Below are 12,618 nucleotides of genomic sequence, written 5' to 3'. Positions count from 1 at the left end.
GCTTTGGCTGGTGAACAGCGCATCATTGTCAGAACTTCAGGCTCACAGACCCGAAGATCGAGCGTTCAACCTTTGTCGCCTGGCTTCCGGCCAGCGGATCGCTGTTGAACTCCAGCCGTTCGTCGTGCAGCACGTTCTGGCCGACGATCGCCAGTTCCACGTTCGGTACGGGGCGCCATGCCAATCGGACGCCGAGCTCGGCATAGGCATCGATGTCGGCACTCTCGATCTCGCTGACATAGCGCGCGGTCGCGTCCAGCGTGACGGTAGGGGTCACGTTGTAGAGTGAGCGTAGTCCGACCTGATTCTGAGAATCATCGTCGCTCTTGGCAAACGCGTACCATCCCTGCAGCCTCAAATCGTTCCTGGGCTGCCAGTTGCCGACCAGCTCGAAGCCATACACGTCGGCTTCGCCGTTGTTATTGGTGTTGAGCGGCACGACGATGTGCGGAGTTCCGTTCGTCGTTGTGACATAGGATGTACCCGTGGATGCCGAGACCAAGCGGTCGTAGAAATTGTAGAAAGTCGCAAGGTCGAACGACAGATAGTCGCTGGTCTGCCACCGGTACCCGGCCTCAAGGGCCAGCAGTTCCTCCGATACGAGGGTGCGCCTACCATTGTACTGGACGACCGTCGGAAGCCCACCGGTTGCGGCTGAAGGTGGAATCACCAGCGGAGACGCCGTGATGTCGTTCTCCGCGCGCGACGGTGTTCGAACAGCGCGGGATGCCGCCGTCCAAACAGAGTTGCGCTCATCGATATGCCAAAGCGCCCGCGCGTTCGGCTGAACTTCGACGCCGGTGTAGTTGTTGTATTCGAGCTTGGTTCCGAGCGTCAGTTCAACGGCACCGTCCCACAGGGCGATCGTATCCTGGGCGAATGCGTTTACCAGGTACTGTTCGTCGCTGTCGGGCTCGAACCCGAACTGGAAGCCATCCTGAATGTCGTCCTGGCTGTATCGCCCACCCACGCCCCAGACGAAATTATGCCGGTCGCCGATCAGAAACCGGTGCGATGCCTCCACATCAACGGTGCTTCGATCCTCGGAGATCCGCGGGTCGCTGAACGACTCCTGCTGATAGAAGGCGCGAACCTCAAGCCGGTTGCTGGCCGCCAGATCGCGGCCCCAGCTCCCCAGCAGATAGCTGCCGGATGCATCTGAATCGGTGGCGAGACGCTGGTTGTATGGCGCAGACAGGGACGGCGATGAGTACGCGTCGCCGACGACGCTCGCGAACGAACCGCCCTGGAAGTGCCAAGTATCGCCCGACTTGTCGGTCAGGTCAGCGCGAAAGCCCGCCCTGCCCGACCGCCAGTCATCGGCGCCGTCGGCACCGCTCGCCTCGGGCCGGTTGCCCTCGGTAAAGGTCTTCCCGAAGACCCGGTAATGACCGTATTCACCCAGCGTTCCACCGTAACGGACCTCGCCGCGCGCCTGATCGTCGGACCCGGCACCGGCCTGCGCATACCCACCCTGGGTGTCTCGCGCATTCTTGGTGATGATGTTGATCACGCCGTTGACGGCATTGGCGCCCCACAGCGCCGCGCCCGGACCACGGATCACCTCGATCCGCTCGATATCCTCCAGGACGGTGTCCTGGCGGTCCCAGTACACCCCGGAGAACAGGGGCGTGTAGACCGTCCGGCCATCGACCAGCACCAGCAGCTTGTTCGCGAACCTGCCGTTGAAGCCGCGGGCCGAGATTGCCCAGGTGCTGGCGGTGATCTGGGCAACATTCAGGCCCGGCACCATCCGCAGTGCCTCGGGCACCGACCGGGCTCCCATCCGCCGGATGTCCTCGTTGGTCAGGACGAACACCGCGGCAGGGGTGTTGAGGATCGACTCCGGTCGCTTGGCCGCCGAGGTCACCTCGATCTTCATCAACTGCTCGAGGGAAAGGTCCGCGTAGTCCGGCAGCGCCGCGTGCCCAACCGAGGTCGACGCCGCAATGCTTCCTACTACGACAACCACGGCCCTGGAATGCCGAACCATCTTTCGCCCCTCCGCTCCAAACGCCCGCGGAGGATACCTCATTTGTGCAAATAATGAATGAAAATAGATCCTTAACAGAGCATTTACCCTGTTCGGTATAACGAAAGTGTGCGGATTATCCGAACAAGTCGGTAATACTTTTAACACCCAATGGTATCCGCCTCCGTAAACCGCAGCCTGCTCCTACACGTGTGCATCGTGCGCCGACTCGAGCTTGTGCCAGTCGAAAACGACCCCTGATCCGGGAGTATCCGGCGCCACTGCCACCTGGTTTTTCACAACGAGTGGAAGCATCGTGTAGGCGTCGATCGGGAAGGAGTGAACCTCCATCCAACCCGCGTTCGGCTGCCCGGCCATCAGGCTTACGTGCAGCTCCTGCATCCCGTGGCTGCACACAGGCAGGCCGTGCCGACGTGACAACCCCGCGACGCGCAGCCAGCCGGTGATTCCGCCGCAGTTCGACGCATCGGGTTGAATATACGCGAGTTTCGATTGGGCGAACGCATGCTCGAACTCATGAATCGTGTGCAGGTTCTCACCCATCGCGATCGGCACACCGGTCTCGTCTGCAACGCGGGCATAGCCGGTATAGTCGTCCGGGATGATCGGCTCCTCGAACCACACCAGATCGTATGGCTTGAACGCTCTGGCGGCGCGGATCGCCTCGTCCACGCTCAATGAATAGTTGGCGTCGACCATGAAGGCGACATCAGGTCCGATCAACTCGCGGACCGCCCGCACCCGTGCCACATCCTCGGCCAGATCCGCCTTGCCGACCTTGATCTTCACCCCGTTGAACCCTCGATCGAGATAGCCCTGCACGGTGACCAGCAGCTTCTCGAGCGGGAAGTTGAGATCGATGCCGCCGCAATACGCCTTGCTGGTCTGTCCAGACCCGCCAGCCATCTTCCACAGCGGCTCTCCGCTCCGCTTGCCTCGCCCATCCCACAGCGCGATGTCGACCGCCGAGATGGCAAAAGATGCGATGCCGCCGCGTCCGACGTAGTGCACGTGCCATTGCATGTCGTCATGGAGCGTTTCCACCGCGGCGGCATCCCGGCCGATCAGGAAGGGCGTCAGGTCGTGGTTGATCATGGCAAGGATGGCCTGCCCACCCCGGCCGCCTGTGTAAGTGTAGCCGGTACCCTCTATTCCATCCTCGAACCTGATCGTGACTGTCACCAGTTCGAAGTGCGAATGGTCACCATGCTTGGCATCGCTCAGGACCTCGGCCAGTGGAACCCGGAAGAGACGCGCGTCGACGGATTCGATTCTTGTCATCGTGTCAGATACTCCGGTCAGATCGGACGGCTCAGCGGTGCTGCCATGCATCGGATGGACGCCTCGGCAATCACCGGTTCTCGAACACTTCGTACCGAGTGCGGTTCGCCTCGATGAAATCCCAGTCGTAGACCACGCCCAGACCCGGACCGGTCGGAACCGGAACGCAGCCATCGGTATCGACACAATCGAGCTGGTCGGTATAGCCACAGGTGTAGACCGGCGGTACCGCATTCGGGCAGTCGGGACCGACCAGGGCAACTTCGTAGTAGTTGCTGTTCCGGGTTGCCGCCATCACGTGGCGATGCGCTGGTCCGGCGGCGTGCACCTCGACATCGATGCCGAACGCCTCGGCCAGGTGGTGGATCTTCATAGCCCCGGTGATGCCCATGTCATACTCGGGGTCGGACCGCAGGAAGTCCGTTCCACCGGCGATCAGGAAATCCGCCTTCGGCTCGACGCCGCGGATGTGCTCGGTCTGCAGGATCGGAGTCCTGATCATCTCGCGCAGCCGCTTATGCGCAAAGGCGGAAACGCCGGAGTCCCGAAACGGGTCCTCGTACCAGAAGTAGTCGGCGTCGTCGCAGGCGCGCCCGACGTACAAGGCATCGGCAAACGTCCGCAGTTCACATGCGGGGTCGAGCATCAGCGTCATGGTGTCGCCGACCATCTCCCGGACCTTCAGCACGTTGGCCGCTTCCTCCCGACGATCCCCTTCATGCCAGCCATGCACCTTGAACGCCCGGTAGCCCATCTGCCGGCACTGCAGCGCGAACTCGCCGAACGCCTCCGGGCTGTCCAGGCCACCGTCGCGGTCGCCATGATAGGTCGAGGCGTACGCCGGTAGGCGTTGACGATGCGCACCCAGCAGCGTCGAAATCGAGCATCCCAAGTGCTTGCCGGTCCAGTCCCACAAGGCAATGTCGATCGGCCCATGTCCCATATGATCGAACTGCCGAGCCTCTCGCTTCAGATCGTCCCATATTCCCTCGCGCTGTTCGGCATGCCGTCCGATCAGCAGCGGGGCCAGCATCAGGGTCTGCCCCAACGCCGAGGGTGAAGCCACCCAATGGGTCACGTACTCGCCACGGCACCCGTCCTCGGTCTGGATCCGAACGGCATACTTGGAGATCCGTGACGTCGCACCCTTGCGATAGCTCAGCGAGCCGATGCTGCCACCTTCGGCGACACGGCCGAGGTTCACCGCATCAAAGCCGAACTCGTGAACCTCAACGCGAGTGATCCGGGTCATATCATCCTCCGAGGGGGCACGCGGACACGATCATGCCCGCCGACCGGTGGAGCGACAATGACCGAGGGTCGGCTTCCGACTCTAAAGGAGGTTCAGCAGGCCGCCGTGCCCAGGTGCCGCGACCAGGCGGTTCGCCGGGAGGATGACCGAGATGGTGGTGCCACGCCTCGGCGCGCTGTCGATTGTCAGACGACCGCCATGCGCCTCGACGATCGCCTTGCAGATCGGCAACCCAAGGCCGGTCCCCGCCTCGCCGGTTCGCATGGCGGAGTCGGTTCGGCCGAACGGCAGCAGCGCGATTGCTACCTCCTCCCGCGACATGCCGACGCCGCCATCAATGACATCGATGCACACCCGCCCGTCGTCTTCGATCCAATGCTTGATCGTCACCCCCCGTCCAACGGGCGAGTACTTGATCGCATTGCTGATCAGGTTGACGAAGAGCTGCCGCATCCGGGTTTCGTCGGCGTAGATCAACGGCAACCCGGTCAGATCGACGATCTCGACTGTAATCGACTTGAGGGTCGCCGAATGCTGCAGCATCGCAATGGTCGACGTCAGGACCGCACGCAATTCCACCGGACGTTCGTCCAGGGTGTCCGGGCCGGCACTCGCCCTGCCAAGGTCCAGGGCACCGTTCACCAGGGCAAGCAGATGGTAGCCGGCCCCCACGATGTCGCGGGAATAGTCCTTGTAGCGCGCGGCCAGCGGGCCGAAGTGCTCGCCGACCAGTATTTCCCCGAACCCGATGACCGCGTTGAGCGGGGTGCGCATCTCGTGTGCCAAGTTGGCGAAGACGTCCGCGATCCTGCCGCGAGCCTCATGCCGGGCGTCGGCATCCAATGCCTCGTCGCCATTCGCCACCGACGGAACAAGAAGAACCAGACGAGTGGTCTGGCCGTCGACGATCCAGTCTGGGCCCTGCGATACCAGGATAGCTGCAGCGGCTCCGGCAACGGGCCGGATCAGCGCATGTCTCCACCGAATCCCGCCGCCGTCCGAGGATCCGGCGCCCCCGTGATCAGCGGACACCGGGTCGCCGACGACCACCACCTCGGCGAACGGCCGACCCACCAGCTCCGCCCGATCGACGACACCAGCCAGACAAAGCCCATTGGCGTTGACGTCGACGATACGGTCGTCACTCAACACGACAACCGCTGCCGGCAACGCCTCGATCGACACCCCACCGCCGGCAACGGTCGTCCGGTCATCCAGCGGTGGCGCGATGTTGGCTCCCTGGACCACCGTCAGAGTCCTCGGGCACCGTCGAGATCGACGCCGTCAAGGATCGCGCCTTGCAGGCGAGCCCCCTCCAGCATGGCGCCCCGCAACACCGCTCCGGTCAGATCGGCGTCCGTCAGGTCCACCCGCCGCAAGTCCGCACTGCTGAAGTTCATGCCCATGAGCTTCGCGCCTTCAAGCTGGGCGCCGACCAGCGAGGCCGCAATCGCATTCGCCCCGATCTCCCGGCCACGTCCGCTGACCGCCAAAGGCCCCAGATTGGCACCACGCAGGTCGGCATCGTTCAGGTGCGCGTCGTTCAACGTCGCGCCGCGCAGATCGGCCGATCGCAGGTTCGACTGGCGCAGATCACTTCCGGTCAGGTCGGTCAGTGCCATCGACGCGCCGGCCAGGTTCGATGAGAACAGGACCATGTTCCGCAATGATGCCGCCGCCAGAGAGCTTCCGGCCCAATCCTGCCTGAGCAGCATCATTCCGGTTAGCACCAGACGCGAACCGCCTGCCGCGTTGGTCTCCACCCACACCTTGTGCTCGGCGAGGAGGGCCGGAAGATCCAGTCCGGCTTCCTGCTCGGTCATCGGCTTGGTGGCGTTGTGCAGCGCCGGATGGTCGAGAAGCGCAATGTCGATGATGGCGCCGGTCAGATCGGCACCGGCAAAATCGGAGTCCTCCAGATAGACATCGGTCAGGATGGCGCCTCGAAAGTCGGCATTCGCCGCCTTGCAGCCGGCAAACCGCGCGCCTTCAAGATTGGCGTTCCGGAACACCGCGGTCCGCAGGTCGGCCCCCTGGAACGAGACGCTACGCATCTGCGCACCGGTGAAGTCCGCCCGAACCGCAAACGAGTTTCCGATGCGTGCAGCCGTCATGTCAGCGCCGTGCGCTCGAAGTCCCGACAGGTCCGACCCGTTCTTCGCAGCGTCCTGGGAGTACTCGGAATCCGAAACCCCGCCCGATCGCGCGCGTACCAGAACCGCTTCGCGAATATCAGCCTGGGCCATGTTCGCCCCCGACAGGTCGGCACCGCGAAAGCACGCTCCGCGAAGGTCGGCCCTCGTCAGATCGGCGCCGTTGAGGCGCGCCCGTGTCAGGTCGGCACCGAAGAAGTTCGCGAAGCACAGGACCGACTTCTCAAGCCGGGCGTCAACCAGCGACGACCCGGTGAAGTCAATCTCGTCCAGCCTTCGTCCACTCAGATTGATGCCGTCCAGACGCAAGTGAGCAAGCTGGGCGCGTCGGCCGCCCGGCAGGCGCTTGACGTATCGATCGTGAAGCTTGATCGCCGTCGCAACGGCCTTGCTGTCAGGAACAGCTGGACCATCGGGCGATGCCGCGCTCGCACTCGTCATACAAAGACCCTGCTACTTCACCACGCCCACCCTTAGAGGATACTCGTTAAGGGAGGATTGACGATCGTCAGTCATATCCGGCCGGCGGAACGAATCCGCCGAGTTCCCGCTCGATCATTCTGGCAAACGCCAAAGCGGTCTTGTCCCGCCCATGCCCCGCGATGATCTGGAGTCCACACGGCAGGCCGTCCTTGGCCAGACCCACCGGGGCGACCGTGCTCGGCAGATAGACCACCGAGGACAGGCCGGCCCAGAACAACTGGTCGACCGTCGGCTGGGGACGGCCATTGATCAGAATCGTCCGCTCGTGCCGCTGGCCATCCTGTTGATGGGGAAACGCCGTCGACGCCGCCGTCGGACAGAGCAGAACGTCCCATTCCTGAAAATACCGCGCCCAGGCCTCCCGAAGATGGGTCCGACGCTCGTGGGCACGCAGCCAATCGCGGTGCGGCTGAGTTACCGCACGCGCCACCATCGGCAGGTAGCCAAAGTCATCGGCCTCGGCGGACTCGGCAAACGACAGCTGTTCTGCGTAGTCCGCATCGGGCATCCGGGCGGAAGTCGCCGCCCGCAGCAGGTGAATGTAGAGTCGGTGCGATTCCATCGTGTCGATAGCCGGAAGGGCGGTGTCCGAAACGGAGACGCCGATCCGCGCCAGGGCGTCAACGGTTTCCTGAAGCTTGGTTGTCAGAGCGTCGTCCTGGGCGCAGTTCGGATCGGTCAGCATGACCGCTGCCCGGAATTCGCGAGGCTGCGTGCGAGTCTCTTTCGGAAGACTCAGGCGCCAACACTCGCTGTCCAGGCCATCGGCGCCGGCCATGACATCCAGTGCCGTCTCAAGGTCCTCGGCAGACCGCGCCAGTGGCCCGACGACCGAAATGTCTGCCTGGGAAAGCACGCCCGGTGTCGCGTGCCCGCGAGGCGACACAATCCCGTAGGTCGGCTTGTGACCGTACACACCGCAGTAATGCGCCGGATTCCGGATGGACGCACCGATGTCCGAGCCCGCATCGATACCCGTCAGCCCGGCGGCCAAGGCGGCAGCGCTGCCGCCCGACGAGCCGCCCGGCGTCCGGGAAAGGTCCCATGGGTTTCCGGTACTGCCATACACCGGATTGTAGCTTTGCCAGTCGGCAAGCAGGACCGGCACGTTCGTTTTTCCAAACAAGACCACCCCGGCGTCGCGCATCCGTCGGACCACCGTTGAGTCGCGCTCGGCCCGGTTGTCGGCCAGCGCCGGCAGGCCCCAGGTCGTCGGCAGGCCCTCTACGTCGTAGCTTTCCTTGATCGTCATCGGAACGCCGTGCAGCGGTCCCCAAACGTCACCGCGAGCAAGCGCCGCGTCGGCGGCATCGGCTCGAGTCCGGGCACGTTCCACGTCCAGCACGACAATGGCGTTCATCGACGGATTGTAGCGTTCGACCCGGTCCAGAATGTGGTCGAGCAACTCCCGGCAACCGATCTGCCGTTCCCGGATCTGGGCCGCCAATTGCGTCGCGGAGAGAAATGCGATGTCGGGCATGGAACTCCTCGCGTCTTGAAGCTCCGCGAGAGCACGCCTCGCGATTGCTGAGCGATCAACATGCGAGCATGTCATCGCCTCACGATAAACGCTAAAAATGATTTTCTACAACCATGGGGACATTGCGGTAGCACCTGTCGCACTCCACTACGCGGGCCTTGAACGTCGGGCCACAAGTTCCGGCACCGTCCAGAACAGGACGACCGCCAATCCAATGAACACCGACGACATCAGGAATCCGGCATCGTACCCGCCGGTAAGGTCATGCAGGAAGCCGGCGATCCAGGACCCGACTGCGGCTCCCAACCCCTGACCGGTGGTGATCGTTCCATAGATCGTCCCGAGCCCCCGTCCAGCGAACAGCGTGGCCGCGACGGTCGATACGATCGGCCCGCGCGCGCCCATGCTGACCCCGAAGAAGATCACGAACACCACAACCAGCGCGAACGACGGCACGGCCTGCATTGCGAACAGTGCGACGACGCCGACGAAACTGCAGGCATAGCTGACGGTCGCCGTGACACGATTTCCATACCGGTCGGCCGCAATCCCGGTCACCAGCATTCCCGCAATCGACAGCACCCCGGTAAAGCCGAACGCTCCGGCAGCTTCCAGCGGCGAGAACCCCTGATCGACCAGATAGGCCACCGACTGCAGGCTCACTGAGTAGATGGCGACCGCCGTCAGGAAGAACACGAAGAACAGCGCCCAGAACGGCCGCCCCCGCACAGCCCGCAGCACGCCGGGGTGAGCGGCCGGCACCTTTTCAGCCGCCGGCCGTTCGGCCACCGCGCCGCTTGTGATCCTACCCCAGGGCAACAACGCGATCGGTACGGCCACCGCCGCGATGACTGCGCCGATCCAGAGATAGGCTGTGCGCCATCCTTCAGCGTCAATCAGCACCTGGGCAAGCGGCACCAGCACCAGTGTCCCGGTCCCCAGACCAGTCGAAGCGACCGCCATTGCAGTGGCCAGACGCCGGTCGAACCACCGGCTGATGAGCGCCGATGCCGGGATCATGCCCAGCGAGGCAATGCCGAGCCCACCCATGAGCCCGACGCTCAGGTACATCTCCCACAGGCTCGCCATGGAGCCGGCGAGCATGAACCCCCCGCCGAGCGATACGAGCCCGAAGACATAGAGAACCCGCGGCCCAAAACGATCGAAAGCCAGCCCGACGAACGGCGATGCGAGGCCGTTCGCCGCCATGTATAGGGAGTACACCGACGTCAGGTCACCGCGGTGCCAGCCGGTCTCCTCTCCTATCGGAAGCAGGAAAACCGCGTACGTCTCGCCAGCGCCGCGGGCGAGCGCGTTCAGGACGAAGCAAAAGGCGAGCACACCAAGGGCGGCGAGTCCGCCCGCGGAGGGCTGGAAGCGGGACATGATCTGAGTCTACGGCGGGTGCAGGCGGGGCGAAACCACTCGAGCCGGCAACGCTGCCATGGCAATCAAACATGACAGCGTCACCGAGGAATCGAGCCTTGCACGATCCATCACCACGTGGCGTCCGGAGAACCGTGCCATGCTCCCAGTGGCAGGCTACCATCGTGCCCGGTTCGGATGTATTCCATGCACCCAACCGGTGTGCGCCGAGGATCCAATGGCGAAGCTGTACAAATTCCGTAGAGACGACGGATCGTTTGACTACGACCGCTATAGGGCCACCCAGATAGCGGCGAACAAGGCCAAGCTGGATGCGGTCTTTGCGATCAAGGACAACATCGGTTACCTCGCAGAGCGCGTGCTGGAGATCCGCGGGCCCTGCACATTCGGTCTCTGCCATGGAACACGACGGGGACTCGAACAACAATGGTTCAGCGAATTTCTAAACTGCACCGTTATTGGAACTGAAATATCTGATACAGCAGTACAATTCCCGAATACCATCCAATGGGATTTCCATAATGTAAAAGACGAATGGATATCGGAAACAGATTTTATCTACAGCAACTCGTGGGATCATTCCTACGAACCACGTTATTGTTTTGATCAATGGGTAAAATGCCTGAAGCCCGGCGGACTCATGATCCTGGAACACTCATCCAGACATCTTCCGTCCACGGTCAACCCCGTCGATCCGTTCGGCGCCTCGATCGACGATCTCGTGAGACTCCTCAACTCATGGGGGAACGGACGCTACGGCGTCCATCAGGTGATCGAGACCCTGCCGATTTCCACATACGACTTGGCGGTATCTGAGACCGTGAACCACAAGGTGGTCGATCTCAGGGCGGTGATCGTTCAGAAGACCAATTGATCAGTAGGCGCCCGTCATTCCTCCGCCTCGAACCAATCCCCCGGCACGTCAGCGCCGGCGACGACGACGCAGCACTCCCCGATCAGTTGGCCTCCTCGGGCTTCCAGCACCGCCGCCAGTTCCGATAGCCGTCCCCTCACCACCTCTTCGTGAAGCTTGGTGAGTTCACGGGCAAAGGCCGCCGGGCGATCACCCAGGACCGCGATCGCGTCTTCGATCAGTTTGCCGACCCGGTACGGACTCTCATAGAACACCAGGGTATGCGGGGAAGCGGCATCAACCTCGATAAAGCGCCGGCGCGGCCCGCCCTTCTTTGGGGGAAACCCCCGGAACGTGATCCCATGAACCGGCAGGCCTGACAGCACCGCTGCCATCACGAATGCCGCCGGCCCCGGCATCATGGTCACCGGCACCCCGGCGCGGGCCGCTGCGCGAACCAGCGAGAAGCCCGGGTCGCTGACCCCGGGCGTGCCCCCGTCGGTCGCTACTGCGATACGCTTGCCCTCAATCGACCAGCGCACCAGCGTCTCGGCCATCGGACGCTCATTGTGCTCGTGATAGGCGACCATCCGGGTCTTGATGCCGGCGGCGGACAGCAGCCGGCCGGTCCGCCGGGTGTCCTCGCAGGCCACCACATCAGCCGCTTCGAACGCCGCGCGGGCGCGAGGACTGAGGTCCTCAAGATTGCCGATCGGCGTCGCCACCAGTTCGATCACGCCGCTGCCTCCTGCTCGACCTTGCGGATTCGGCACACGAAGAATGCCTCCATGTACGGTCCGGCCACGACCCGCAGCGCGTTCGCCAGGCTCGGATGGTAGTCGCGCTTTTCCCACCGCGTCAGACCCGGAACCGCCTCGGGGATTGCCAAGTCTATCGGCTCGATCACGGCGTCAGGGTTGTGGCGTATCAGATGATCGATCGGCGCCTCGTTCTCTTCCGGCGAGATGGTGCAGGTCGAGTAGACCAGGATACCACCCGGCCGCAGCTGCTTGAACGACGCCACCAGCATGCGCTGCTGCAGGCGGCTCATCTGCTCGACCCGCTCCGGCGTCCAGAACCGCAACGCATCGGAGCGCGACAGATCGGCCATTCCCTCGCCTGAGCACTGCGCATCCAGCAGGATCCGATCGAAGGTGTGTCCGATGAACTTGTCCAGGTACTGGCCAGGATGCTCGGTCATATCGGTTATCTTTACGTTTAGTAGTTCGATAACCTCCCTGAGCTTCCTGAGACGAGACTTGATGCCGTCGTTGACCCACAACCGAGCCCGGTTGGCGGTCAGCGCCCCGACATGGGCCGCCTTGCCACCGGGTGCCGAGCACACATCCAGAATGTCCTGGTCCGGATGCGGGTCGAGGGCCAGCGCCGGCACCAGCGACGAGGCGTTCATCACGTAGACCTCGCCGGCCGCATGCGGCGCGCTGGCCGTAATTGCCCGCTTGTCTCCGGTGATGTGGAATGCATCCGGACACCATGCGATCGGCGTCAGGTCAGTCAACGCCTGGATGTCGCGTCGGATGTCTTCGACCGGCCGGCCTGCGAGTGGATTGATCCGCACGCTGGAGCGGCGCTCGCCACTCAAACGTCGAACAACGTCCTCGGGACGCACGCCCCAGACCCCGGCCACGCGCCCGACGAAGCGGTCTCGGCGACGGGCCTCCGAAGGATGTGTGCGACGGGACATGGCAGGCTCGTTTCCAACGGCATCGAGAGTAC

General features: G+C 63.4%; 10 protein-coding genes. 1 reads left to right on the top strand and 9 read right to left on the bottom strand.

The window, feature by feature from the left end:
- Window positions 1–28 precede the first annotated feature (28 nt).
- The 7 genes from RIC54_RS25965 to RIC54_RS25935 form a co-directional block, all read right to left on the bottom strand.
- Window positions 29–1,993: a TonB-dependent receptor plug domain-containing protein gene (locus tag RIC54_RS25965; RefSeq protein ID WP_350094098.1), complete on the bottom strand. Its 1,965-nt coding sequence runs from the start codon at window positions 1,991–1,993 to the stop codon at window positions 29–31.
- 183 nt (window positions 1,994–2,176) lie between these two features.
- Entirely contained in the window at window positions 2,177–3,274 is a 1,098-nt protein-coding gene (locus tag RIC54_RS25960) for a mandelate racemase/muconate lactonizing enzyme family protein (RefSeq protein WP_350151584.1), read from the bottom strand.
- A 70-nt stretch (window positions 3,275–3,344) separates the two neighbouring features.
- A complete protein-coding gene (locus RIC54_RS25955) occupies window positions 3,345–4,526 on the bottom strand; it encodes an enolase C-terminal domain-like protein (protein WP_350094092.1) in 1,182 nt (393 codons plus the stop codon).
- Window positions 4,527–4,607: 81 nt separating this feature from the next.
- Window positions 4,608–5,774, bottom strand: a complete 1,167-nt coding sequence (locus RIC54_RS25950; protein ID WP_350094089.1) for a sensor histidine kinase — start codon at window positions 5,772–5,774, stop codon at window positions 4,608–4,610.
- A 2-nt stretch (window positions 5,775–5,776) separates the two neighbouring features.
- Window positions 5,777–7,120: a pentapeptide repeat-containing protein gene (locus tag RIC54_RS25945; RefSeq protein WP_350094086.1), complete on the bottom strand. Its 1,344-nt coding sequence runs from the start codon at window positions 7,118–7,120 to the stop codon at window positions 5,777–5,779.
- A gap of 67 nt (window positions 7,121–7,187) precedes the next feature.
- Window positions 7,188–8,642, bottom strand: a complete 1,455-nt coding sequence (locus RIC54_RS25940; protein WP_350094083.1) for an amidase — start codon at window positions 8,640–8,642, stop codon at window positions 7,188–7,190.
- Window positions 8,643–8,789: 147 nt separating this feature from the next.
- Window positions 8,790–10,028: an MFS transporter gene (locus RIC54_RS25935; protein WP_350094080.1), complete on the bottom strand. Its 1,239-nt coding sequence runs from the start codon at window positions 10,026–10,028 to the stop codon at window positions 8,790–8,792.
- Between the two features lie 58 nt (window positions 10,029–10,086).
- Between RIC54_RS25935 and RIC54_RS25930 the strand changes: the two genes are divergently transcribed.
- Entirely contained in the window at window positions 10,087–10,902 is an 816-nt protein-coding gene (locus RIC54_RS25930; RefSeq protein WP_350094077.1) for a class I SAM-dependent methyltransferase, read from the top strand.
- Between the two features lie 14 nt (window positions 10,903–10,916).
- On the opposite strand, the gene rsmI is transcribed toward RIC54_RS25930, so the two are convergent.
- The gene (rsmI, locus tag RIC54_RS25925; RefSeq protein ID WP_350094075.1) at window positions 10,917–11,618 is read right to left on the bottom strand and encodes a 16S rRNA (cytidine(1402)-2'-O)-methyltransferase; all 702 of its coding nucleotides are present in this window, start codon (window positions 11,616–11,618) and stop codon (window positions 10,917–10,919) included.
- Complete coding sequence (locus RIC54_RS25920; RefSeq protein WP_350094073.1) at window positions 11,615–12,586, bottom strand: RsmB/NOP family class I SAM-dependent RNA methyltransferase; 972 nt, start codon at window positions 12,584–12,586, stop codon at window positions 11,615–11,617. Before RIC54_RS25920 ends, rsmI begins: the two co-directional genes overlap by 4 nt.
- Between the last annotated feature and the right edge of the window lie 32 nt (window positions 12,587–12,618).

Origin of the sequence: Thalassobaculum sp. (assembly GCF_040219215.1) — a bacterium.
Lineage (GTDB): Bacteria > Pseudomonadota > Alphaproteobacteria > Thalassobaculales > Thalassobaculaceae > Thalassobaculum_A.
This window is presented reverse-complemented; position numbering and strand designations above follow the sequence as displayed.

Bases quoted from the DNA above. Each gene is read 5' to 3' on its own strand.
- RIC54_RS25965 (WP_350094098.1), bottom strand. From the start codon at position 1,993: ATGGTTCGGCATTCCAGGGCCGTGGTTGTCGTAGTAGGAAGCATTGCG.
- RIC54_RS25960 (WP_350151584.1), bottom strand. From the start codon at position 3,274: ATGACAAGAATCGAATCCGTCGACGCGCGTCTCTTCCGGGTTCCACTG.
- RIC54_RS25955 (WP_350094092.1), bottom strand. From the start codon at position 4,526: ATGACCCGGATCACTCGCGTTGAGGTTCACGAGTTCGGCTTTGATGCG.
- RIC54_RS25945 (WP_350094086.1), bottom strand. From the start codon at position 7,120: ATGACGAGTGCGAGCGCGGCATCGCCCGATGGTCCAGCTGTTCCTGAC.
- RIC54_RS25940 (WP_350094083.1), bottom strand. From the start codon at position 8,642: ATGCCCGACATCGCATTTCTCTCCGCGACGCAATTGGCGGCCCAGATC.
- RIC54_RS25935 (WP_350094080.1), bottom strand. From the start codon at position 10,028: ATGTCCCGCTTCCAGCCCTCCGCGGGCGGACTCGCCGCCCTTGGTGTG.
- RIC54_RS25930 (WP_350094077.1), top strand. From the start codon at position 10,087: ATGGCAATCAAACATGACAGCGTCACCGAGGAATCGAGCCTTGCACGA.
- RIC54_RS25920 (WP_350094073.1), bottom strand. From the start codon at position 12,586: ATGTCCCGTCGCACACATCCTTCGGAGGCCCGTCGCCGAGACCGCTTC.